Origin of the sequence: Azotosporobacter soli, from assembly GCF_030542965.1 — a bacterium.
GTDB lineage: Bacteria > Bacillota > Negativicutes > SG130 > SG130 > Azotosporobacter > Azotosporobacter soli.
This window is the reverse complement of the sequence record NZ_JAUAOA010000006.1, coordinates 127,959-152,462: the sequence shown is the minus strand read 5'-3', so window position 1 is coordinate 152,462 and position 24,504 is coordinate 127,959. Positions and strand designations below refer to the sequence as shown.

Annotated in this window: 19 protein-coding genes; 10 read left to right on the top strand and 9 right to left on the bottom strand. The window is 55.2% G+C overall.

The features are described 5' to 3' along the window. The first annotated feature begins 250 nt into the window (after positions 1 to 250). The gene (locus tag QTL79_RS07980) at positions 251 to 2,329 is read left to right on the top strand and encodes a methyl-accepting chemotaxis protein (protein WP_346354435.1); all 2,079 of its coding nucleotides are present in this window, start codon (positions 251 to 253) and stop codon (positions 2,327 to 2,329) included. A gap of 54 nt (positions 2,330 to 2,383) precedes the next feature. Here the strand turns inward: QTL79_RS07980 and QTL79_RS07975 are convergent, their stop codons facing one another. Further along, positions 2,384 to 4,633, bottom strand: coding sequence for a diguanylate cyclase domain-containing protein (locus tag QTL79_RS07975; protein WP_346354434.1), 2,250 nt, complete (start codon positions 4,631 to 4,633; stop codon positions 2,384 to 2,386). Positions 4,634 to 4,797: 164 nt separating this feature from the next. On the opposite strand from QTL79_RS07975, the gene QTL79_RS07970 reads away from it, so the two are divergent. The 3 genes from QTL79_RS07970 to QTL79_RS07960 all read left to right on the top strand — a co-directional run bounded on the left by QTL79_RS07970 (position 4,798) and on the right by QTL79_RS07960 (position 8,166). Then, a complete protein-coding gene (locus QTL79_RS07970; RefSeq protein ID WP_346354433.1) occupies positions 4,798 to 5,745 on the top strand; it encodes a DUF1858 domain-containing protein in 948 nt (315 codons plus the stop codon). A 20-nt stretch (positions 5,746 to 5,765) separates the two neighbouring features. Continuing rightward, positions 5,766 to 6,410 carry a hypothetical protein gene (locus QTL79_RS07965; RefSeq protein ID WP_346354432.1) on the top strand — a complete coding sequence of 215 codons (645 nt, stop codon included), beginning with the start codon at positions 5,766 to 5,768 and terminating at the stop codon, positions 6,408 to 6,410. A 151-nt stretch (positions 6,411 to 6,561) separates the two neighbouring features. Further along, positions 6,562 to 8,166 (top strand): peptide chain release factor 3, encoded by a 1,605-nt coding sequence (locus QTL79_RS07960; protein ID WP_346354431.1) that lies wholly within the window; start codon positions 6,562 to 6,564, stop codon positions 8,164 to 8,166. 74 nt (positions 8,167 to 8,240) lie between these two features. Here the strand turns inward: QTL79_RS07960 and ptsG are convergent, their stop codons facing one another. From ptsG to QTL79_RS07920, 8 genes are all read right to left on the bottom strand, one after another. Beyond that, a complete protein-coding gene (gene ptsG, locus QTL79_RS07955) occupies positions 8,241 to 9,806 on the bottom strand; it encodes a glucose-specific PTS transporter subunit IIBC (RefSeq protein ID WP_346354430.1) in 1,566 nt (521 codons plus the stop codon). 189 nt (positions 9,807 to 9,995) lie between these two features. Next, the gene (locus tag QTL79_RS07950) at positions 9,996 to 10,841 is read right to left on the bottom strand and encodes a PRD domain-containing protein (protein ID WP_346354429.1); all 846 of its coding nucleotides are present in this window, start codon (positions 10,839 to 10,841) and stop codon (positions 9,996 to 9,998) included. 40 nt (positions 10,842 to 10,881) lie between these two features. Beyond that, on the bottom strand, positions 10,882 to 11,364 hold the full coding sequence (locus QTL79_RS07945; protein WP_346354428.1) for a PTS sugar transporter subunit IIA: 483 nt from the start codon (positions 11,362 to 11,364) through the stop codon (positions 10,882 to 10,884). A gap of 178 nt (positions 11,365 to 11,542) precedes the next feature. After that, on the bottom strand, positions 11,543 to 13,522 hold the full coding sequence (locus tag QTL79_RS07940; protein ID WP_346354427.1) for a methyl-accepting chemotaxis protein: 1,980 nt from the start codon (positions 13,520 to 13,522) through the stop codon (positions 11,543 to 11,545). Between the two features lie 165 nt (positions 13,523 to 13,687). Beyond that, positions 13,688 to 15,055: a PTS fructose transporter subunit IIC gene (locus QTL79_RS07935; protein ID WP_346354426.1), complete on the bottom strand. Its 1,368-nt coding sequence runs from the start codon at positions 15,053 to 15,055 to the stop codon at positions 13,688 to 13,690. A 23-nt stretch (positions 15,056 to 15,078) separates the two neighbouring features. Then, positions 15,079 to 15,525 (bottom strand): PTS sugar transporter subunit IIA, encoded by a 447-nt coding sequence (locus QTL79_RS07930; protein ID WP_346354425.1) that lies wholly within the window; start codon positions 15,523 to 15,525, stop codon positions 15,079 to 15,081. Between the two features lie 7 nt (positions 15,526 to 15,532). Then, on the bottom strand, positions 15,533 to 16,477 hold the full coding sequence (pfkB, locus tag QTL79_RS07925) for a 1-phosphofructokinase (protein ID WP_346354424.1): 945 nt from the start codon (positions 16,475 to 16,477) through the stop codon (positions 15,533 to 15,535). A 21-nt stretch (positions 16,478 to 16,498) separates the two neighbouring features. Then, entirely contained in the window at positions 16,499 to 17,254 is a 756-nt protein-coding gene (locus tag QTL79_RS07920; RefSeq protein WP_346354423.1) for a DeoR/GlpR family DNA-binding transcription regulator, read from the bottom strand. Between the two features lie 175 nt (positions 17,255 to 17,429). Between QTL79_RS07920 and QTL79_RS07915 the strand changes: the two genes are divergently transcribed. The 6 genes from QTL79_RS07915 (at position 17,430) to pepV (ending at position 24,073) form a co-directional block, all read left to right on the top strand. Beyond that, a complete protein-coding gene (locus tag QTL79_RS07915; RefSeq protein ID WP_346354422.1) occupies positions 17,430 to 17,948 on the top strand; it encodes a SixA phosphatase family protein in 519 nt (172 codons plus the stop codon). Between the two features lie 13 nt (positions 17,949 to 17,961). Further along, positions 17,962 to 19,449, top strand: coding sequence for a CYTH and CHAD domain-containing protein (locus QTL79_RS07910; RefSeq protein WP_346354421.1), 1,488 nt, complete (start codon positions 17,962 to 17,964; stop codon positions 19,447 to 19,449). Positions 19,450 to 19,635: 186 nt separating this feature from the next. After that, positions 19,636 to 20,082 carry an ATP-binding protein gene (locus tag QTL79_RS07905; RefSeq protein WP_346354420.1) on the top strand — a complete coding sequence of 149 codons (447 nt, stop codon included), beginning with the start codon at positions 19,636 to 19,638 and terminating at the stop codon, positions 20,080 to 20,082. A 5-nt stretch (positions 20,083 to 20,087) separates the two neighbouring features. After that, the gene (locus QTL79_RS07900) at positions 20,088 to 20,474 is read left to right on the top strand and encodes an STAS domain-containing protein (RefSeq protein ID WP_346354419.1); all 387 of its coding nucleotides are present in this window, start codon (positions 20,088 to 20,090) and stop codon (positions 20,472 to 20,474) included. A gap of 27 nt (positions 20,475 to 20,501) precedes the next feature. Continuing rightward, the gene (locus tag QTL79_RS07895) at positions 20,502 to 22,508 is read left to right on the top strand and encodes a methyl-accepting chemotaxis protein (protein ID WP_346354418.1); all 2,007 of its coding nucleotides are present in this window, start codon (positions 20,502 to 20,504) and stop codon (positions 22,506 to 22,508) included. A gap of 173 nt (positions 22,509 to 22,681) precedes the next feature. Continuing rightward, positions 22,682 to 24,073, top strand: a complete 1,392-nt coding sequence (pepV, locus tag QTL79_RS07890) for a dipeptidase PepV (protein ID WP_346354417.1) — start codon at positions 22,682 to 22,684, stop codon at positions 24,071 to 24,073. Positions 24,074 to 24,504 lie beyond the last annotated feature (431 nt).

The window sequence follows — 24,504 nt, the reverse complement described above, 5'->3', positions numbered from 1 at the left end:
CGTCTGTATGCACTGCCAGTTTTTTTTTAATACCTGGGAAGCGGCCTGTCCATACGGCTGTCGCGCACTCGGTTTCAAAAGCCCGCGGCCACCGTCGGAAGTGGTTCGGCAAGCGTCGGGGCAGGAGTGTATGAGCTATTCACCCAAGCGCCAAGCGCCTTCGTAGGGCTTTTTCTGACAGGAACTCTGTACCATAGCGTCGAAAGAAAAACGTGGTTCCGGATAGAGTCAGGAAATAGGGGGCGAAACAATGGTACAGGGGACAAAAGGTTGGGGTATGAAGGCGCGGCTTGTCGCGGCATTTCTCGCAGTAACGCTGGTGCCGCTTTTGGTTATCGGCATCTTTATGGATTTTGCGATAAAAAAGCAGACGCGCGAAGATTTCTTAAAGTCGACGACGCGCGAAATCAGCCAGGTCGACCATGGCATCCAGCTGTTTTTTGACGGCATGAAAGAAAATACGCGTTTAATGGCCGATGATCCGCTGACGCGTCGCAGTGACGGAAAGATCAGCGTCTATATCGACAAAAAAGGCGGCGCGGACGGCATGGTGGCGATGACGCCGCAGGAAAACGGCGGCTATGAGGCGGAGTTGTACGGTTTGATGCAGCGTTTTGCCAAGAGTCACCCGACCGTATCGGTCATTTCTTTTGGTACGGCGGACGGCGGTTATTTGCAATGGCCGGCGGTACCGCGCAAAGGCGGCTACGATTCGCGCAGCCGTGACTGGTATAAGGATTCGACGGCGAAAGCGAACGAAGTGATTGTCGCCGATCCGTTTCTCACTTCGAAAGGCGTGCCGACGGTGGGCATCTTCGCGACCGTCAAAGATAACTTCGGCGGCGTACGCGGCGTGCTTGGCTTTAATATCGACCTGCCGGTCATCACGGAAATGGTCAAGAACATAAAGATCGGCGAACGCGGCTATGTGATGCTGCTCGATGCCAAGGGCACGATTATTGCGCAGCCGAAAAAACCGGAACTGAGCTTTAAACCGGTCAAAGAGATGAATGTGGCGCAGTTCGCTGATGTCGGCAAGCTGACGGACAGCAACTTCGAAGTCACGATCGACGGCGTCGAACATTGGGCGAATGTCTATACGTCGCCGTCAACCGGCTGGAAGTTCATTGCGCTGGTGGAGAAAAGCGAACTGATGGCCAGTGCGCAAAAAATGCGCCAGGTGATGCTCGGCGTTGCCGTAGTGCTGTTGCTCCTGATCATCGGCGCTGCGGTTGCGGTCGCCGGACAATTTTCCCGTCCGATGGAAGAGGCGGTACGACAAATGGCTGAAATGGGCGGCGGCAATTTCCGTCTGCCGATCGAAGGCCGCTTGAAAAGCCGTCAGGATGAACTGGGGCGCTTGTTTCAGGCGATGGAAGCGATGAAAAACGATATTCGCGTGCTGATCGGTCAGGTGCAAAGCGTCGCGCACAATGTGGGCGGCGTCGCACAGACGATGGATCAGGTAACGACGCAGACCGGCGGTTCGATTCAGGAAGTGGGTTCGTCGATCAGTGAGATCGCCCGCGTCTCGGCGTCACAGGCTAAAGAACTGGAAGCCGGCGTTGTGCGGATCAATGAAATGGCGGACGATGTCGCGACGGTTGCCGTTTATACGCAGGAAATCCACCAGGGCTACGGCGAAATGAACCGCCTGAGTACGCAGGTCGGCGGCATCGTCAACAATCTGACGAAACGGACCAGTGAAGGACAGCAGGCGATCGGCGAGCTCAATGTGACCGTCGTGAAGGTCAATGAAATGACGGCGCAGATCGGTACGATCACCGACATGATCCAGCAGATCGCCGACCAGACGAATCTGTTGGCGCTCAACGCCTCGATCGAGGCGGCTCGGGCTGGCGAGCACGGTCGCGGGTTTGCCGTGGTCGCGGAAGAAGTCCGCAAACTGGCGGAACAATCGTCCGATGCGGCGTCGAACATCAAGAATCTGATTCAGGATGTGCAGCTGCAGTCGAGTACCGCCGTTGACGCGATGGGCCGTGCGCGCAGCGTGGTGCAGGATCAGGAAACGGCGGTTGCGGAAACCGGGCATATCTTTGCCGAGATCGCCGCATCGGTCACGGCGATGAGCCGCAAGGTCGGAGAGATCGAAGACTGCTTTAGTGCGATGCGCGTCAAGAGCAACGAAGTCGTCGATGTCTTCAGCAGCATTTCGGCCGGCGCGCAGGAAACGTCGGCGATTACTTCGGAAGTTAACAATGCCACCGCGCGTCAGCTTGACAGTATGAGTCAGGTCACCGAGCAGGCGCAGGCGCTAAACGGCATGATTAAAGAATTGACCGATAAAGTGGAAAAATTTCGCGTCTAAGCATGAGAAAGAACAGCCGCACAGGTTCAAAACCTGTGCGGCTGTTCTTTTTCATCAGAGGCGTTGACGGATCATGCGGCAAAAGATCGCGAGCAGATGGGGATCATAAAGATGCTCCTGATCCTGTTCTAAGAGCGTCAAGGCGCTTGTCGGCGAAAGAGGCCGCTGAGCGGCGCTGCCGCAAAGCGCGCTGTCATAGGCGTTGATGATCGCAAAGATTCGGCATTCGAGCGGGATGGCTTCGCCGGACAGGCCGAGCGGCTGGCCGCTGCCGTCCCAGTGTTCCTGCTGACGCAGGATCAGATCGGCGATCGAAACCAGTTCAGGGATAACAAGCGCGATCCGGCTGCCGGCTTCGCAGAGAGAGAGACGTGACGATTCCTGCGTGTCCAGGCTGCCGGGAGGCAGGTTTTCCGGAATGAACATCCGGCCGATGTCATGGAAACAGGCCAGGAGTTGTAGGCGCTGCGTGATTTCCGGCGCAAGCGCCAATTCTAAGGCGAAGTCGTCGACCAGCAGCGGAAGCTGCGGCGTATGATTTTCGATGTAAAAATCATGTTCGGCCAGCGCGCTGATCAGGCCGCTGATGATGTTGCCGTGACTGGTCTTCTTATGCAGATGTTTTTGCTGATACATTTGATCGTCTGCTTCACGAAAGAGCAGGTTGATGTCAAACGGATGCGATTCGGCAGTGGCAAAGCCGATGGAAAGGCCAAGCGGCAGCGAAGGGTGCGCGTTGTTATATTCCTGAAGCGTAGATACGATGCGTTGATAAATCGCCTCGGCGGCAGCAGGGCCGGTGTGCGGCAGGATGATCGCGAATTCATCGCCGCCGATGCGGGAAATGGTATCGATTTGCCGGACCGCTTTCTGCAGGACCTGCGCCGTATTTTTCAGCAGTTGGTCGCCGTGCTGGTGGCCGAGCGTGTCGTTGATCAGCTTGAGGCCGTCGATATCGCAGACGAAGATTGTCAAAGGCAGGCAATCTTCCTCACTATAGAGCAGAAGCTGCTGTTGAAAGTAGGACCGGTTGAAGAGGCCGGTCAGCGCATCATGGATGCTGAGCTGCTGCAGCTGCAGCAGCATTTCGTTTTGGCAGGTGATGTCGCGTACGATCGCGATGATCTCATTCGCGTTCGCATAAAGCAGGCGTCCTTCCCAGTGGCGCAGCTGCCCGTCGGCCTGCGCCAGTTCATATTCGATAAACTGCAGTTGCTTCGTCTGCAAGGTCCGCTCGATCGCGGACATGATTCGCGCACCCAGTTCGGGCGGCAGGACATCGTGCACGCGTTTGCCGACTAGTTCCTCGGCGCTAAAGGGCAGGATATCTTCCATTTGCGGCGCTTTGCAATAAAGGTAGGTGCCGTTGCCGTCGACGCGGAAAATCAAATCGGGAATCAGGGAAAGTAAGGTTTCGGTCTGCTTCGCCTGCTGGCGGGCGTTTTCTTCGGCCAGCTTGCGGATTTGGATTTCCGTTTGCTTTCCCGCGTGCAGCCGTGCATTTTCAAGGGCCAGCGAGGCCAATTGTGCAAAACGGCTGACGAGTTCTTTGTCCGTTGCGGCAAAGTGGCGTGAGCGGTCGCGCTGTGCAAGGGCGAAGAAACCGATCACGTCTTGCCCGGCAAAGAGCGGCGCCGCCAAAACGGCATGGAAAGCGTCGAAGCCGCTCAACTCCGCGTGCATAAGCGCGGCGGCGTCAAGCAGCAGCGGCAGTTTGAACTTTTCCAGCAGGAGGCCGAGACTTTGTTGCGCAGCCAGCGACAAAGGCGCGTCGACAAAAGCGCCAAGCGCGAAGCGCTCCTCCTTCTCTTGCGTCCAGGCGACGAAGGCATGCTCGACATCGAGCAGCAGCGTCAGGCGTTTAAGCAGAGTTTGCATCAATGTGCAAATGTCCTGATGCTCCATCACATGCAAAGCGGTTTCATGCAAGCAGAGCAGGTATTCATTTTGTCGGTGGATGATGCTTTGCTGCAAGGTGATTTCATCGACTTGCCGGGTCAGCCTTTCTTCCACCGCATGAAGAAAGTCGTTAGCCTGCGAGAGTTCCGCGTTTTTTTGCAGCAGCTCTTGATGCGAAAGCGCCAAATCGTCGGCATAGCGGTGCAGCAGCCAATAAAGAAGCGCGGTGATGAGCGCGACGTAGAGCCAGCCTTTGAACATGCTGACGAGCATCATGGCGGAAGGCGTTGTGAAAAAGAGCGCGACAAGATAGTCGCTGCCGCCGATCCAGAAGAGGCTGGCCAAAAGATAGATCGCGACGATGCGATTGGCGGAAAGGCGGCTGCCGGATGAGGTCGAATCCATAAAGAATCACCTCCGTAAAGCGGGTATACTATTTAGATATTTCTGGAAAAGAATTGAAAATCCTTTAAAGAAAAAAAGCAAAAAAAGGCCGGTCTGAGATATAAGTCACAGTGAAGAAAAAAGAAACGGAGTATAATCAGGCTAAGAACGAAGGAGGTGGCGTCATGTTGCCAACGGGAGCCAATTTACAAAAAATAAGGGATGGTAAAAAGACATACGCGATCACGCCGCAGATCCCCGGCGGATTTATAAAACCGGATGCTTTGCGAAAATATGCCGATGCGGCGGAAAAATATCATGGTGTGCTGAAGCTGACTTCGGCGCAACGGATCATGATCACGAATCTGGCGGCAGAGGATGTGGAAGCGGTCTGGAGCGAACTCGGCATGCAGCCGGCGATCGGCTTTGCCAATTGCGTGCGCAGCGTCAAGGTATGCCCGGGCAGTCTCTTTTGCAAACGCGGCAAACAGGACAGCGTGAAACTCGGTCTGGAACTGGACCGCTTGTATCATAAGAAGGAAATGCCGTCGCGTCTTAAGATCGGAGTGGCCGGCTGCCAGAACTCCTGTGCAGAAGTGCATGTCAAAGATATCGGTTTGCTTGGCACGGATGACGGCTGGGATGTCTATGTCGGGGGCAGCGCCGGAGCGCAGCCGCGCCTTGCGGACAAAATCATCCAGGCGCTCGACTACGAAGAAGCGCTGCGCATGGTCGGCGTCATCATCAAATATTATCAGGAAAACGCCGAAATCGAGCGCATCGGCCCATTCATCGATCGGATCGGTCTGAAAAAATTCAAGAACGATGTTCTGGCCCGTTTTTATCAGGCGGCTGAGGCAGAAATGTCGACGCCTGCGCCTAAAGAGCCGCCTAAAGAGGAAGCGACGCAGACAGGAGAAACGCTCAGCTTGGGGCAGGCGGTGGACGCGGACAGCATCATCAGCGAGATCATCCGGGTCTACCCGCAGACGATCTCGGTACTGCGTTCGTTCGGCATGGGCTGTCTGGGCTGCCCGTCGGCAACCGGCGAACCGCTGCACAAAGCGGCGGAAATCCACGGTCTGGCGGTTAACGAACTGGTGGAAAAAATCAATGCGGTGCTTACGAAATAAGAAATGACGGAGGTTTTAGCATGAGTGCGTTTTTAGGACATATTCATTATTGGCTGTACCATAAAATTGAGCGCGTGGTCGAACGCGAAGAGTTGTTGTATCAGGCGGCAGCGCAAAACTGCGGCGACACGGCGGAAGAACTGCGCCAACAGGTCTGGCAGATCTACGGTCAGCCGCTCCCGGCTAACAGCGATCTGGGCGAACACATCGACCAGCGCAATATCCACGGCTGGCTGCAGCGCCAGATTATGCTGGCCGAAACGCGCGAGGCGGCGTTCATCAAAGAACTTTGCGACGCCTGCGGCGGACTGGCGGAAGGGCTTGTGGAGGAAACGTTTCGTCAGCATGGCGCCTTGTGCGGCCAGGCTGCGCAGCAAGCGGGAAAACATGCTTTGGACAGCGCGAAGAGCATCTACCAGGCGTTGAACGATTTCTTCCTGAACGGTATGCCCTGCGACGAAGGCGACCAAGTGGCGAAGGAGAGTCCGGAGCTTCTCAGCTGGACGGGCGTATGCCATCAGGAGCGCAACTGGCTTAGAGGCGGCATGGATAAAGAGCGCATGCAAAGCTGGCAGCAGCTGTGGCTCGAATCTTTTGTCGCGGCGGCCAATCCGGCGTATCAGTATCAAAGCGTCGGCAGCAGCCAGGAAATCAAACGCAAATGAGTGAAAGAGCAGGCCGTTTTTCGGCCTGCTCTTTTCTAGTATGAAAAATTGTCATTTCAATGAAGGAAATCGACGGTCCAGGCGTTGACTTTTACCCTGCTCCCTTCTATAGTAGTAGGGTATGAAGTAGCAGGAGGCGGAAACATTTTTTATGGAAGAATTGAAACAAGAAACGTTGCGGCGGCGTACCTATGCGATCATCTCGCATCCCGACGCCGGCAAGACGACGTTAACGGAAAAATTATTGCTGTATGGAGGCGCCATCCGTTTGGCTGGCACCGTAAAGGCCAGAAAGGCCAATAAACATGCGGTTTCGGACTGGATGGAAATCGAGAAGCAGCGCGGCATCTCGGTCACGTCCAGCGTGCTGCAATTCGACTATGACGGCTATCGCGTCAACATTCTCGATACGCCGGGACATCAGGACTTCAGCGAGGACACGTACCGGACGCTGATGGCGGCGGACAGCGCGGTCATGTTGATCGATGTGGCGAAAGGCGTCGAGGATCAGACGAAGAAACTGTTCAAGGTTTGCCGGCAGCGCAACATCCCGATCTTCACGTTCGTCAACAAGCTGGACCGTTTCGGCAAGAGTCCGTTTGAATTGATGGAAGAAATCGAAGAGGTGCTCGGCATTCGCTGCTATCCGATGAACTGGCCGGTGGGCATTCACGGCAATTATGTCGGCATTTACAATCGACGCGAAGGACAGGTGGAGCTGTTTGACAAGGACGGCGGCCACGGCAAGACGATCCGTTCGTCGAGCAAGGCCAGTCTTGATGATCCGATCTTCCGCGAGACGCTCGGCGATGAAGTATTCCAGGCGCTCAAGGACGATATCGAGCTGCTGGATATGGCGGGCGATGCGTTTGACATGGATCAGGTAACGGCCGGTGAATTGACGCCGATGTTCTTCGGCAGTGCGATGACGAATTTCGGCGTGCGCAATTTTCTCGAAGAATTTCTTCGACTTGCGCCGCCTCCGGTTGCGCGTCAGGCGAGCATCGGGGAAGTGAATCCGGTGGAGCAGCCGTTTTCGGCTTTTGTCTTCAAGATCCAGGCGAATATGAATCCGGCGCATCGCGACCGTTTGGCCTTCATTCGGATCTGTTCCGGCAAATTCACGCGCGGCATGCCGGTCTTTCATGCGGAAACCGGCAAACTGATCAAGCTGGCGCAGCCGCAGCAATTCCTCGCACAGGAGCGCAATCTGGTCGAAGAAGCGTATCCGGGCGACATCATCGGCTTGTTTGATCCGGGGGTCTTCGGTATCGGTGACACATTGTGCGCCGAAGGTCAGGATTTTAAATTTGAAAATTTTCCGGTCTTTCCGCCGGAACTGTTTGCCAAGGTGCAAGCTAAGGACAGCATGAAACGCAAGCAGTTCGTGAAGGGAATGACGCAGCTGACGCAGGAAGGTGCGGTACAGGTTTTCCGCCAACCGGACAGCGCGGTGGAAGCGTTCATCATCGGTACGGTCGGCAGCCTGCAGTTTGAAGTGCTCGAATACCGCCTGAAGAATGAATACGGCGTCGATCTTTTGATCGATCGTCTGGCCTATAGCGTGGCACGCTGGCTGATTGGCGAAGAGCAGGATTTAAGTTCGCTCAAGGGCATCGACAGCGGTATGGTGATCCGTGATATTCAGGATCGGCCGGTGCTTTTGCTCTCAAACGAATGGTCGCTGCGCTGGGTGGAAGAACGCAATCCCGATGTGAAATTCTTAGTGGTGCCGCAGGACGCGCGCCGCGTATAACAGAAAAAAGCAGCACTGCTTACAAAGCGGTGCTGCTTTTTTCTGTTTATATAAGGTTATTGAGGAGAAGGCGGTTACGAAGGAGTCGGAGCCGCTTTAAGCGGCGCTTTGTCATCGCCGCGTGCGATGATCTCCTGAATCTTGGTCTTGATGTTGTCGGATTGCGGTCCGAAGATGACCTGCAGGTTGTCGCCGACTTCCATGATGCCGGAAGCGCCGAGTTTTTTCAAACGATCGCCGTCGACCTTCTTGATGTCGGCAACGCTGACGCGCAGACGCGTGATGCAGGCATCAAGGCTGGTGAGGTTTTCTTTGCCGCCCAGCGCCTGCAAAACATTGAGCGCTAGTTCTGCGCCTTTGAGCGGGGCGGTAGCGGCGGAAGCCGCTGCGCCGTTTTCTTCCTCTTCACGGCCCGGCGTAGCCAGATTCCAGGTGCGGATCGCAAAGCGGAAGCCGAAATAGTAGACGACCGCGAACGCCAGGCCGACCGGAATAACCAGCCACCAGTCGGTACGGTTCGGCAGAATGCCGAAGAGGAAATAATCGATGACGCCGCCGGAAAAGGTCATGCCGATCTTGACGTTCAGGATGTGCATCGTCATGAAGGAAAGTCCGGCAAACAGGCAATGGACGCCGAAGAGGATCGGGGCAACAAAGAGGAAGGAGAATTCGATCGGTTCCGTGATGCCGGTGAGGAACGAAGTCAATGCCGCAGAGAACATGATGCCGGCGACCTGCGTTTTCTTTTCCGGTTTTGCCTCCTGGTAGATCGCCAGTGCGGCAGCGGGCAGGCCGAACATCATGAACGGGAATTTACCGGTCATAAACGTACCTGCGGTGAAAGGAACGCCGTCTTTCATCTGTGCGAAGAAGATGCTCTGATCGCCGTTGACGATCTGACCGGCGTGATTGACGTATTCGCCGAACTGGTACCAGAACGGATTATAGAAGATATGGTGCAGGCCGAACGGAATCAACGAGCGTTCGATAACGCCGAAGATGAAGGCTGCCAGGGTCTTATTGGTGTCGATCATATTTTTCGAGAAGGAAGTCAGGCCGTGCTGGATCGGCGGCCAGAGAAAGACCATCGCGATGCCTAAGAGGACGGCGCTGGCGGCCGTGACGATTGGCACAAAACGCTTGCCGGCAAAGAAGCCAAGGTAGCTCGGCAGCGAGATGTTGTAAAAGCGTTTGTAAATTTGCGAAGCCATGATACCGCAGATGATGCCGCCGAAGACGCCGGTTTGCAGCGTCGGGATGCCAAGAACCATTGCAAGCGCCGGATTCTTGCCGACCATTTCCGGCGTGACGCCGGCCATCAAGCCGATGGTGACGTTCATGATCAGGTAGCCGACGATTGCGGCCAACCCTGCGACGCCATCGCCGCCGGAAAGACCGACCGCGACGCCGACCGCGAAGAGCAGCGACAGGTTGGCGAAGACGATGCCGCCCGCCGCTTCCATTACCTTGGCCACAGCCTGCAGCCAATGCACGTCAAGAGCAGGCAGCGCGCTAAGCATCTGCGGATTTTGCAGCGCATTGCCCAGCGCGAGAAGGATACCGGCCGCTGGCAGCAAGGCTACCGGCAGCATCAGGGAGCGGCCGACTTTTTGCAGCACGCCGAAAGATTGTTTAATCATGGTGATAAGCTCCTCTCATTAATAAAAAATATCGGTCATACCAAGGGGGAGTTAAAATATCGCCTCCTCCGCGTTGTTTTTTATAAGTGCGGATAAAAATAAAAACAGGCAGGAGTTAACAAAGGTAACTCTTGCCTGTGGGGAACACAGTAACATGTTACGAAACAGATGTTTCTTATGCGTTTATCTTCATTGATGCGTACGCAGTTTTTCGATATGCAAGGTCAGATAACCGACCTCATCATCCGGGATCGCAGGCATCGCCAGCTCGTCGGCAATTAGTGCGCCGACTTGTTTGGCTAAGGCGAAGGACGCCTTATATTTTCGCTTGATTGTCGCAAGCAGTTCGTTTTGAATCGGCACATTGGTCAGCAGACGTTCGACCGTGAAGCGGACATGCGTGATAAAACGCGCGTAAGTCAGCGATTGACGGTCAATTTCAAGCTGCAGCTCTTCTTCCAGGAAATCGACGATCGTATTGGCGAGAAACGCGCATTTGATCGTCTGCGAAATCTGACCGCTGCGCCGCGCCGAATGGATGTGCATCGCGATAAAGCCGATTTCGCCGTCCGGGATTTGCAGTTTGGTGTCTTCTTCCAGCATCGAGACGGCCTTGCGGGCCAGTTCGAATTCCTGCTTGTATAAGACTTCGATTTCGGTTTGGAACGGATTGCTAATCTCGTCGCCGCTTTGCAGACGCTTGAGCATAAAGGCGATGTGATCAACGAGGTTGATGTGAATCTTCTCATTCAGTTCTTCGCCGAGTTCGCGACTGATCATATGGATGATATTTTCGCAGGTGATGAACAAAGCGTCGCTGATCTCACCCAGCAATTGACGCAGGCGGCCTGAGTTTTCCGCGTCGTCAATCGTGAATATCTTTTCGCAAGGGGTATCGGCTGCGAGGCAGTCGCCGACTTGACGGCCGAAGCCGATGCCTTTGGCGATCAAGATGCGTTCTTTGCCGTTTTGCAAAGCCAGAAGAACGCTGTTATTGAAAGCCTTGACTACCTGATAGGGTTCAGGGACATGCATCGGACTCCTCCTTTTCACCGTTTCTTGTTGCGAGTGACCCTTATTTTTGCTTGTAGCTGAGGAGCATATCTTGCCCGGCTTTGACCGTCTTGCCGACAGCGGCTTCCAAGCTGCTGAGCAGAGCGCCGTTCGTGATCACGACCGGCGTGACGAGCGAAAGGCCCGCGCCCAAAATTACGCTGCGATCGATGCGGATGATCGGCTGGCCTGCTTTTACCGCAGTGCCCGGTTCGACCAAGCGCTCGAAACCCTGACCTTTCAGTTCGACCGTGTTGATGCCGATATGAACCAGGACTTCGAGTTCATCGGTCGTCTTCACGACGAAGGCGTGATTGGTGTGAAAGACCATTTCCAGGCTGCCGTCCGCCGGTGCGCAGACGAGATCGCCGGTCACATCGGCAATCGCGGCGCCGTCGCCGACCGTTTTTTGCGCGAAGACCGCGTCGGGAACCTGATCGATCGCGATCACGCTGCCGTCTAGCGGCGCTAAGAGTTGTGATTTTTTGCTGAACAAACCAAACATGCTATCTTCCTCCGTAAGTGTAAAATGAAAGTAAGGCAGAGCAACGACAGGAAAAAAGGCATGAGCCCCTTGGGGAACTCATGCCTGAAAGATCAGTAACACGTTGCATTACCCATTATAGGATGGGCTATAGAGGCTGTCAATACGAAAAAGCGCAATTTTGCAAAAAAATGTCTGTCTAGACCTTAAAACGGCTGATCGCCTTAGCCAGATCTTCGGCCATCTGCGCCAATTGATGGCTGGAGGCCGCCATTTCCTGCATCGTTGCGGACTGTTCCTGCGTAGAGGCGCTGACCGTCTGCGTTTCGCTGGACGTTTTGCGGCTCAGGTCTTCGACGCGGATAAACTGCCCGGTAACCGTATCGGCGCCGCTTGCGACATGGCCGATATTGGACTGGATCGTAACGACCTGCTCGTGCAGCTGCGCAACGACGCTGCGGATTTCCTGGAACGCGGTACCGGCCTGATTGACAAAATCGGCGCCGGACGCCACTTCCTGCAGACCGCTGTCCATCGCCGTCACCGCGTGGGCGGTATCACGCTGGATCTCTTGAATCAGCAAGGCGATTTGCCCGGCTGCGCGTTCCGACTGCTCGGCCAGATGCGAGACTTCATCGGCTACGACTGCGAAACCGCGTCCGTGTTCACCGGCGCGTGCCGCTTCGATCGCGGCGTTAAGCGACAGCAAGTTAGTCTGGCTGGCAATCGCCGTGATCGAGGCAACAAACTCCTGAATCTTAGAGGCGTGGCTTTCCAGTTTTTCGATCAGAGCGGCCAGATTTTGCACCGAAGCATCAATTTCGCCCATCTGCGATACAGCCTGGTTGATGACCTGGCTGCCGGTCGCGGCCTGACTGGCGGCGGCGTCTGCCTGTTGCACGGCTGCAGCGGCGCTGTCCTTTGCGGTAAGCACCTGCTGACCGACTTCCTGCATTACGCCGAAAGCCTGGCCGGTCACGCTGACCTGCTGATCGGCGCCGGCGGCAATTTCAATGACGGAACCGGCAATTAACGTTACGGCCTGCGCACTTTGTTCGCTGCTGGACTGGAAATCGACCGACGCTTCGGCCAGGCGGTTGGCCGCGCTGCCGACATCACGCAGTACCTGGCGCAGCGCTTCGGTCATCCGGTTGAAATCACTGGCCAATTGCCCCAGTTCATCGCGGGAGGTGACCGCGACCGTTTGCCGCATGTCGCCCTGCGCAACGGCGGCCAGTGCGGCGACCATCGCTAAAATCGGCTTGAGGCCGCGCGTGACCAGCAGCCAAGTCAAAGCAAATACCAGCAGGTTGGTGATCACGGCAATCGCGATCATCGAAAAAATCATCTGATTGCGCGCCTGCTGCGCCGCGGCGAGCGGCTGGCCTGCAAAGAGCGCGCCATAAGGCTTATTGGCGCTGTCTTTCAGCGGCTGGTAAGCGGTCATAAAAGGGAGTCCCTGCACGTCGGCCGGACCGGTGAACGCTTGTCCATCCTGCAAAACCGTTTTGGCAACGGGTTCGCTCATCTTCGTGCCGATCAGACGTTTACCGTCTTTGCTCACGGTAGTCATCAGGCGGGTGTCGCCAAAAAACAAGGTGACTTCCGTTTGATAGTTTTCCTTCATTTCATCTAAATAGACTTCTTTACTTAAATCATAACCGGTTGAAATGACGCCCACGACTTGCCCTTGGCCGTTTTTAACCGGTGCACCGGCGCGCGCCGACAACCTGACTGCGGTGCCTTGCTCAATGCCGCTGCTCGCAGTGCCTTGCAGCGCTTTTTGCACATTTGGCTGATTCGTGACGCTGTCGCCGCGTTTGGCGTCATGGCTGCGGTAGAGAACGATGCCGCTGGCATCGGTGATCGTGACGAAGTCCATCGGCATATTGCGCAATTGTTTGTCGAGCTGCAGCTGAATCTGAGCGGCGTCTTTCGCGGCGATGCCGGCGCTGAGAAAGGGGTCTGCAGCGAGGATGACCGCGTAGCGAGCGGCATTCGCCTCGAGCTGCCCGACTTGATGCTGAAAGCCGTTCAGCGCCTTCAGCGCGTCGCTTTTGGCGGACTGCTCGACATAGTTGTTGAACAGCCAGATGGTCGGTAAGGCCAGCGCGGCACTGACCAGAGTGATAAGGATAAATAGGCCGAGAAGGATTTTTGGCTTCAAAGAAGTGAACATCGGTGGGCCTCCTTACAAAATAAAATAAAAAAGATATAAAGGGAATCGTAGCTTCATTGTAGCGGCCTTTTCTTTTAATTTCCATAGGAAAACCGTTTCGTAAGTTTTTAAAGCAAAAAGCAGGCATTCTCTGTTTTGAGAATGCCTGCTTTTTGCTTTAAAAGTTTATGCTTTATCGAGACGGGGTTTACAAAGTGCGAGGCAAATCGCGGTTACGATCGTGCCGGCCAGGATCGCCAGGACGTACATGCCGAGATTGCCCACTGCGTGCGGAATCGGCAGGACGAAGATGCCGCCGTGCGGCGCACGCAGCGTGCAGCCGAAGGCCATCGAGAGCGCACCGGTCAGCGCCGAACCGATCATGATCGAGGGGATGACGCGCAGCGGATCGCTTGCTGCAAACGGGATCGCGCCTTCGGTGATGAAGGAGATGCCCATCACGCCGGCGGCTTTTCCCGCCTCACGTTCCTCTGCGCTGAATTTGTTGCGGAAGAGATACGTCGCCAAGGCCAAACCGAGCGGCGGCGTCATGCCTGCGGCCATAACGGCGGCCATCGGTTCGAAGACGTTGCTGCCAAGCAGGCCGACCGCAAAGGTGTAAGCGGATTTGTTGACCGGTCCGCCCATGTCGAACGCCATCATAGCGCCGAGGATCAGGCCGAGTACGGCGGCATTCGAGGAGGTCATGCCGCTGAGCGTCGCGGTCATGAAATCCATAATCGCCTTGACCGGCGTACCGATGATATAAATCATCAGCAAGCCGACGACGGCGGAGGAAAGCAAAGGAATAATCAGAATCGGCTTCAGGCCTTCCAGCGCGCGCGGCAGCGAAATGGATTCGCGCAGCCAGCGGGCGACGTAACCGGCGAGGAAACCGGCGACGATGCCGCCGAGGAAACCGGCGCCGATCTTGGCGGCCAGCATGCCGCCGATCAAGCCCGGCGTCAGACCCGGACGGTCGGCGATGGAGTAGGCGATGAAGCCTGCTAAGACCGGAACCATGAGGGCAAAGGCGGAACCGCCGCCGATATCCATCAGAGCGGCTGCCAGCGTGCCTTTTTCCTTAAAGGCTTCGATGCCGAAGATGAACGAGATGGCGATTAACAGACCGCCGGCGACAACGAGCGGCAACATGTGCGAAACGCCGGTCATCAAGTGTTTGTAAATCGCAGACTGTTTTTGTTTGCCTTCTTCTTTGGCGGTCATGACCGCCGCAGTGAAAGTATCCGTTTTTTTTGCCTGACAGGCTTTTTCCAGCAAGGCTTTGGGGTTTGTGATCGCATCTTTGACCGCGGCTTCAATGATAGGCAGACCGGCAAAACGATCCCGATCTACGCTGGTGTCCACGGCAAGAATGACCGCGTGCGCTTCGGCCAGATCGGCGGCGGTCAGTTCATTTTCCGCACCGACCGAGCCGCGGGTTTCTACCTTCAGATCAAGGCCCATTTCCTTAGCGGCCAATTGCAGCGCTTCGGCGGCCATATACGTATGAGCGATGCCGGTTGGGCAGGCGGTGACAGCAAGAATTTTCATAAAAGAACCCTCCTGTATTTGATTTAGTCGGCAAAAGCGTTGATTACGTCGTCATAAGAAGACGCGGACATCAGGCGGTCGCGTACCGCTTGGTGCATCAGGCGACGTGAGAGGTGGGACAGGATTGCCAGGTGCGTGTCGTTCGCATCGGCCGGTACGGCGATTAGGAAAAAGAGATGTGACGGCGTGCCGTCCATCGATTGATAATCGGCGCCGCCAACCGAGCGGCCGAAGACGAGCGCGGCTTTGCGAACACTGGCGTCTTTGGCGTGGGGAATGGCGATGCCCATGCCGATGCCGGTCGAATACTCCTGTTCACGTTTCCAGGCCGCTGCCTCGAATTGCTTGCGGTCGGAGAGGTAACCCGCGTTGTCGAGTACAGTTACCAACTCGGACAATACCTCTGCTTTAGCGGTCGCCTTCAGATCAAAAAGAATCAGCTCGGGGGTTAAAAGTTGCGACAAGTCCATTTTGACATTACCTCCATTGCTCTAATTTTATTTTTGCAAGCAGCGTCTGCACTGCCTGATAGGAACCGGGTTGCGTGCCGGGCATCGCGACCGCAGCGGCGGCCGCCGCCGTCGCCAGGGCCAGGCTGTCGCCGAGTGATTGACCGCGCGATTGTGCTACGGTCAGTCCGGCGACGAAAGCGTCTCCGGCGCCGACCGTACTGGCGACAGGGATGCTCAGTGCGGGCGCGAACCAGGCTTCTTTCTGCGTTGCCAAAAGTGCGCCCTGCGCGCCAAGCGATAACCCGGCAAGCGTCAAGCCGCTTGCCAACAATTGATCGATTGCCGCGAGCCAGGAGCTTTTGTCAGCCGCAGCGCGGCCGGTCAGTTGGCAAAGCTCGGGCAGATTTGGCTTGGCGGCGTAGGGGTGACTTTTCAGTCCTAACTTAAGAGAGTCGCCGCTGCTGTCGAGCAGAATGCGGCAGCCGGATGGTTTCAAGGCTTCAATCAGCTTGGCGTAAGAATCGCTTGGCAAGCTGGCGGGCAGGCTGCCCGAGAGGACGAGCCAGACGTTCGGCGCTGCCAAGTCTTTGAGTTTGGCGAGCAGCAGGGCAAGGTGCTGCTGCGTGGGCGAAATGCCGGGGCAATTAAGTTCGCTGACGCGTTGCGTCGCATGTTCCACCAGTTTGATGTTGGTGCGGTTCTCGCCCGGCAAAGCGATGAAATCGTGTTCAATCGCCCGCTCCTGAAAAAGTTTGAGAAAGGGCTCGGCGTTAGCCTGGCCGAGAAAACCGGTGGCAAGAACCGGCTCGCCCAGCGCGTGAACCACGCTCGTCACATTGATGCCTTTGCCGCCGGGGTCTAAACGGGCCTCGGCAACTCGGTTCAGTTGGCCTGGCTGAAATTCTTCCAAAGAAAGCGTGTGATCCAGAGCAGGGTTTAAGGTTACCGTGATGATCGAGGGTCGATTCATTTCCACTCCTCCTTCGCGTTGTTACGATGCCAGCTGGACTTCGAGACAAGTCTCCAGTTCGGCTAATATTTCGGGACTGACGCCGCTGTCGGTCAGCAGCAAAGACAATTCCGCCAGGCCGCAGATGCGGGCAAAATCTTCGCGTCCGAATTTGGAGTGATCCGCGGCCAGGATTACGCTGCGCGAAGCGGCGAGCATCGCCTGTTTCGTCTCCGCTTCCTGTAGGTTATGCGTGGCAACGCCGTGCACGGAGTCGATCGCGTTAGCGGCTAAAAAACATTTGTCGAAGCGCATTTGTTTCAGCAGACTGTTTGTCAGCGGACCGACCAGGGAATTGATCGACTTGCGCCAGATGCCGCCGAGCAGCAGGACTTGAACAGCCGAGTCGTCGGAGAAGATGCTGGCGACGTCCATGCTGTTGGTGGCGACCGTTATCGCTCTGCCGCGCAGACGACGCGCGATTTCACGCGTTGTGGTACCGGCATCGAGCAGAATCGTTTCGCCGTCTTCGACCAACTGCGCGGCGGCGGCAGCAATCGCTTCTTTTTCCGCTAAATGCTGTACTTCCCGATCCTGAAAACTAAGTTCGAGCGGAAATTGCGGCGCAACAGCGCCGCCATGCGTGCGATGGATCAGACCCATCGCGCGCAGTTCTTGCAAATCGCGGCGAACCGTTGCCTCGGAAATATTAAGCCAGGCGCTGATCGCGCCGACCTTTAACGGCTCGCCGGATTGGATGCGTTGCAAAATTTTATTGCGGCGTTCTTCAGCAAACATGACGGCCTCCTGAACTATAAATGATTATTTGTGACCAGTATAATCTGAATTTTCTTCTAGGTCAATCAAAAAAGTGCAATAAAAATCAAAAACGATCAAGAAAAAGCAAAAACGATCAGGCGAGGGAAAAAATGACAATTGTGCCAATTTAGCAACTGGAGTACAATGGAAGAGAATGAAAAGACGCGAAGGCGAAGGCGGTACGGAAGGAGCGAAAAGTATGGATTTGATCCTGATGCGCCACGGCAAGGCGGAGGAAGGGCAGCCTCATTTGCCGGACCGGGAGCGGCGTTTGACGGAACAGGGAGCGGAGCGGGCTGCGGCCGCCGCGCGTGTACTCAAGGAGCGTTTGCTCGGCTCAGGCACGCTGCATATCTGGTCGAGTCCGCTGCGGCGGGCGAAGGAAACGGCGGACATCCTCGCTGCCGAAAATGGCGTTGCGATACGTGAAGTCACCGCGATTGCGCAGGGGGATCTGGATGCGCTGGCCGATTTATGGCAGGAGTTTTCAAGCAAGGATACACTCATTATCGTCGGGCATGAACCGGATATGGGTCTGTGGTCGGCGCGGCTGGCCAATGTGGTCTTGCCGTTTCGGCCGGGAGCGGCCGCTGCGTTTAAGCTGGTGGAACAGGTTCCGCCGCAGGGACGGCTGCTTTGGTTTGTTCAACCGATGATCTGGGCAAAGATGTGAGGAGGGCGAAGGCATGGAAACGGAATTGAAGCTGCAATGCCTGAATGGAGCCTACTGGGAACGTTTGCGTGAAGGACGTGCATTGGCCGAGTGGGTTGTCGTCGGCAGCAAGGGCGAAGATGAAATGGAGGCGCGCTACTTTGACACCGCCGATTTGGCGCTGCAGCGTTCCGGACTGGCCTATCGCGTCCGCCGTGAAGGCGGCGTATGGGTTGCTACCGTGAAGGGGAACGGCAGCAGCGGCGGCGGGCTTCATCGACGTGAAGAATGGAATGTGAATGTGCCGAGTGCGGATGCGGATATCTCGCTCTTAAAGAGCCTTAGCATCTGGTCGCAGATTAAAGGGGCGGTCGGGAACGCTGCATTAGAGCCCATTGTCGTCACGCGCTTTCAGCGCTTTTGGCAGGAGGTCGACACGCCTGACGGCAGTCGGGTGGAAATCGCTTTTGACAAAGGCGTGATCCTCGCCGGCGGCAAAGAAGAACCGATTATGGAAGTCGAGTTGGAACTGCTGGAGGGGAACTCCGCCGTTTTATTGGAACTTGGCGCGATGCTGGCCAAAGAGTGCGGCTTGCGCCCGGAAAGTCGCAGTAAGTTTTATCGCGGCTTGCTGCTCGGTGGTTTGGCGAAAGAGGACGGCAGGAAGGAAAGACTGGAACTGGACGCCTCCCTGCCCTGCGGTAAAGCGGTCAAGGAACAGGTCAGACACCATCTGTTCCTGGTCTGGGAATATGCGAAAGCGTTCATGGAAAAGGCGGAAAACCCGGAAACCGTGCATCAATTGCGGGTCAGCATCCGGCGCTTGCGCTCGATGCTGGCTTTGGCGAAACCGTTTTTAGCGGAAGTCGATTATGAACGCTTTGCCGCGGATTTGGCCGACCTGGCGGGACGGCTCGGCCGTCTGCGTGAAATGGATGTGGCGATGGAAATTCTGCATCAGGACAATGAAGCGCTGCAGGGGCTGCGAAATACGGAAGCGCTGCAAAGGCAGGCTGATTTTTACCGCGGTATCGATACGCCGATTTTGCTTGAATTATGGGCCGCATTGGAAGAGTCGGACTGGCTGGATGAAGCCGGCCGTACGCTGGAGCGCTTCGCCGCGGAGCGGATCGAAGCCTGGCTTTGCAAAGTTCTGGACGGCAGTCGCGACGCCGTGATGGAGAGCGCGATCGAGACGCCGCTGCTCCATAAGCTGCGCGTACGGGTGAAGCGGGCGCGCTATGTCTGGGATGTCTTTCAGTATCTCTGGCCGGAAGAAAAGGGCAGCATGCGACGCGGTCTGATTCGTCTGCAGGATAATCTGGGTACGATCTGCGATGCGAGCGGTGCGGATCAGCTTTGGCAGGAGGCGCTGCAAGGTCAGACGGATCCGCAGGTCTATTATGCGGCCGGACGGATTGCGGGCTGGCAGGAAGCCAGAGCAGGCAACGCCGGCAAGGAACTGGTCAAGACGTGGCGCAAGCTGCGCAAAGCGGTGCGCGAGTGGGAAAAAATCCGCTGAGGCGGGGAAAATGAAGAAGGTGAGGAAAACTGTTGCAACAGGGCTGCGCGGCCCAAGTGCAACAGTTTTCTTTGCGAAAGAGGCGGGGCGGAAGCTGTGAAAAACAAATTGTAAAATAAAGGGTTTTATCTTTTTGCGAAGAAGTAAATATATTACAGTTTTAGCAAAACATAGGGAGGGAGGCGGATGTCTGTACCACGACATGAGCGAGAACCTGAACTATGGGCGTTGGAGGTGGAGGCGGTTCCTGCGGAATTGGCGCGGGTCGATGCCTTCGCGGAAGATTTGTTTCAGCGTCTTTGCCCGGAGGAAGGAGAGCGGCTCAGTTTTGTCCTGCGAGAAGCGGTTTTGAATGCGTTGGAGGCGATGGCAGAGAGTGAAGGGAAAGAGCGGATCGAAATAGAGGTGAGCGTTGATTGGCAGGGGATTGTCATCTGCATCATCGACCAAGGCTTCGGTTTTCAGCCCGAATGGCAGGAAAAGCTGGCCGAAGCGTCGATGGAGGATTGTCTGCTGGACGAACGGGGACGGGGGCTGCTTTTTATCCGTCAGATGGTCGATGAAATTTGGTCGTTTTATCAGCCGGAACGGGGCCATGTCTTTGGCATGCGTAAAAGATGGAAGGGGGTTTGATGACGATGTCGGAATTTGATGTAGGTGTGGCTGGCGACGGATATCGTAACTACATGCGGATCCGTTTAAGCGGCAGACTCGTTTATGAAAACACGCAAGCCGCCAAAGAGGGATTAAGGCAGTTCGTTGTTGACGGCGGTGTCGGTTATATCCTGAATCTGTCTGCCGTTACGAAAATCGACAGCACCGGATTTGGCGTCCTGATCAATTTTGCCAAGGAAGCTGCTAAAGAGAAGGTTAAGGTGGCTATGGTCGTGCCGTCGGGATTCATGAGGGAATTGTTTACGATTTCAAAGTTTCATTGCATCTTCCCCATTGTCGGAAGCGATGAGGAAGCGGTCGCGATTCTCGAATCAGGATATCAGCCGCAGATGCCGCTTGGGCAATATTGAAGTCGGTCAAGAAAGGGAGGATGCGTGATGAACAGTATCCGAAGCAAATTAATCTTAATTGTAGGTTGTCTAGTGATTCTGGCAATCGGCGTGTTGGGAACGTTGAACTATTGGCAGGCTAAGAATGCCTTGTTGCAACAAGCGCAGGAGGATATTACCGATACGGCTGTATCGCGGGCGGATGCATTACAGTTGTGGCTGACGGCGCGCCGGGGAGAGATGGCGGCTGTTGCCTCGGGTATCCCACTTGCCGGCGACGATAAAGCAGCCGTGCTGCAATTTATGAAAAATGAAGTTGGCGCGCTGAAAGATGGAAAAGGAACGGCGCTGTATTCGTGGATGTTTTTTGCAGATGCGCAGGGCAAATCATATAACACAGTCGGAGCGGAAGTCGATGTCAGTGCCCGGCCTTATTTTAAGGAAGCGATGACAAGTGGCAAGGTCGTGATATCTGATCCGCTCATTTCACTGACGGACAACAAAACGCTGGTTGCTGTCGTCGCTGCGCCCGTAGTGAAGGACGGTGTTAAGCTCGGCGTTGTCGGGGGGACGATTTCAATTGAAGGTTTGAGTCAACGGGTGTCGGCGGTTAAAGTCGCAAAAACAGGCTATGCATTCGTGATAAAGAATGACGGCGTTGTTTTTATCCATCCGGATCCGAATTTGATTATGAAGTTAAACATGGCGACCGACGCAAGCCTTGATAAAAATCTGCAAAATTTGGCTACGCAGATGATTAAAGGCGAAAGCGGTCTGATGCAATACACATATAAAGGGATTTTGAAGTATAGCGCTTATGCGCCGATTCCAGGGTCTAGCTGGAGTCTTGGCGTGACGGTGCCGCAGGACGAATATTTGGAAGATATCATTGCATTACAAAAAACATCGTTGCTTGTCGGATTGACGATACTGATTTTGGCAATGTTGTTGGTATTTTGGTTTGCAGGATATATGGCGGCGCCGTTGCATAGGTTGAGCGTCGTTGCCAATAAGATTGCCGGCGGTGATTTGCGCAAGACAGCGGAAGATGAAATTCACTATCGATCGAAAGATGAAATCGGCAGTCTGGCGGTAGCAATGGAAGGTATGCGTGCTGAGCTGTCGGATATGCTGCATCATATTACCCGGCATGCGCAACAGGTTTCGACCAGCAGCGGCCATTTGTCGCAAACGGCGGAACAAACCGGCTTGACGTCGGGGCAAATTGCGCAGGCGATCAATGAAGTGGCGCAAGGAGCGACCGAGCAAGCGGAACACAGCAATACCGTGCTCGACAAGATGCGCGACACGAAGAAAGAAGTTGCGATCGGCAATCGAGAGGCCGATGAAACGGCGGCGATGGCGGCGCGAACGTCGACAGCCGCGCAGGCGGGTGCCGATGCGTTGAATGAGTCAATCGAACAGTTGGGCAATGTGCAAAAGACGGTGCGTTTCGCCACCGAGTCGATTCAAAATCTTGGCAAACGTTCGGAAGAAATCGGCGCGATCGTCACGCTGATTTCCGATATATCCAGTCAAACGAATCTGCTGGCTTTGAACGCGGCGATCGAAGCCGCCCGCGCCGGTGAAATGGGCCGCGGTTTTGCGGTCGTTGCCGACGAAGTGCGAAAACTCGCCGAAGGAGCAGCCAATGCGGCGAAGCAGATTGAAAACCTAGTCAACGATATCCAGGCGGAAACGGCGGTAACGGTACGGACGATGGAAAGCAATCTGGAAACAATCAACTTCCAGGTCGATTCGATCCAGCGCGGCGGCGAGGCGATCAAAGTGATCGTCGTCAATGTAGCCGAAACGAGCCAGGGCGTCGAGCATATGCGGCAGCGATTGGAAGTGCTCGGCAAATATTCCGATGATGTCTTACAATCGATGGAACAGGTAGCGGCGATCGTCGAAGAATCGGCTTCGGCGGCGGAACAGGTGGCTGCGGCCTCGGAAGAGCAGTCAGCGGCGGCCGAAGAGATCGCTGCGAATGCAGGCGGTTTGGCTGAAATCGCCCAGGATCTGCAGGAAGAGGTGCAAAAGTTCAAGGTCTGAAACGAAAGAGCAGCGCCAAGCTGTAAAACGAGAAAGCGGCGCTGCTTTTTTATGCAATCTTAGCAGATGTGCACAAAAGAGGCGGCTGCTTTTTTGAGCGGTTAAACACAGGGAAAAAGGTGGGAATTAGCGAAAATATACTAAGAGAACCAGTGAGGCAGGAGGAAGAAAAAGTGGAACAATTACAGAGAAAAGTAGAGAGTTTGCAGCAGGAAATGCTGCAGAGCATTAAAGAATCGGTGGCGATCCCGAGTGTACAAGGCGAAGCGAAGCCGGGACAGCCGTTTGGCGCAGCGGTGGCAGAGGCGCTCGAGCATGCGCTCGGCGTAGCCGGAAAAATGGGCTTGAAAACGAAGAATCTTGACGGTTATATCGGTTACGCCGAATACGGCGATGGCGAGGAGTACGTCGCGGTGCTCGGTCATCTTGACGTTGTGCCGGAAGGCGACGGCTGGCAGCATCCGCCGTTCGGCTGCGAAGTGCACGACGGAAAGATGTACGGACGCGGCGTGCTTGATGACAAAGGGCCGCTCTTTGCCGCATTATACGGGCTTAAAGCGGTAAAAGAACTGGGCTTGCCGCTTAGTAAACGGGTCAGGATCATTTTTGGCACCAATGAAGAGACCGGTTGTCTCGATGCGGCGTACTATACGGAGAGAGAACCGGCCCCGGCGGCAGGTTTTACGCCTGATGCGAGTTTTCCGGTCATTCATGCGGAAAAAGGCATCGTGAATTTTGAACTGAAAAGCTCGTTTCAAGCAGCGCAGAAAGGTGAAATCATCCTGAACCGTCTTGATGGAGGACGGTTGCCGAACATGGTGCCGGATTATTGTGAAGCCGTTCTGACCTGTAGTGCTCCAGATACGGTAGTGGCTGCCTGCAGCGACTATGCCCAGAGAAAGAACTGTGAAATCAGTGCGGTTTGTGACGGAAATACAGTCAATGTTACAGCTCGAGGGTTGGGGGCGCATGGTAGTACGCCGGAACTCGGCGTCAATGCGGCGATGCTGATGGTGGACTTCTTGCAGGGACTGCAAATTGCCGGCGGCGTCAGCGAAGCGTTGCATAAATTGCAAAAAGCAATCGGTGAAGAAACGAATGGCGCATCACTCGGCATTGCCTGCCAGGATGAACCATCCGGATTGCTAACAAACAACCTGGGGATTTTAAAGATCGATGAGACAAGCATGACCGCTACTTGCAACGTACGTTACCCGGTCACGCTGAAGTTTGAAGATTTGCTGGCTAAACTGGAGCAGGGGGTTGCTGCGCTAGGCTTGACGCTGGTATGCCGTAAGCCGCATTTACCGCTTTATTTCCCGAAAGATCATCCGCTGGTTGCCACGCTGCTCCGCATCTTCGAAGAGCAGACCGGCATAAAGGCGGCACCGCTGGCGATCGGCGGCGGAACGTATGCCAAGACGATGTCGAATGTCGTTGCCTACGGTCCGGAATTTCCCGGCACGCCAGGCTGCTGTCATGAGCCAAATGAGCAGATGGCGCTCGATGAACTGCTGCTCAGCGCCAAAATTTATGCGCAGGCTATTTATGAACTGGCCAGATAAAGGATAAAAAAGCCTGGAAAGCTTTGCTTTCCAGGCTTTTTTATGACTGTTAATAGGGGGCCGTCTCAAACATTTTCTGCGTGACCCACTTATAAAAGACGGAGCCGCAACGATTGCAGCAATAAAGATTCCAGCCGCGGACCAAAGGCTTTGAAACGAGATGAGCCCGGCCAGCGCAGGAATGGGTGATGATGGCATACATAGAGACAGCTCCTTTAACGGATTCGAAGGCTGAACCAGTCTAAAACATATTCTAGCCAAGCGGGCGAATTCCCTTTAAATTAGCTGACGCACGATCGTGCAGACTGATCAGTCAAAAACAATGACGATCGTCAGCTGCTATAACTATCGGTGAAAAGTGTCACGGACTTAAGGAAATAGAGAAAAAGAAAAGGCGGCTGCAGCAAAATAGCTTGCAAGCTACCGGCTAC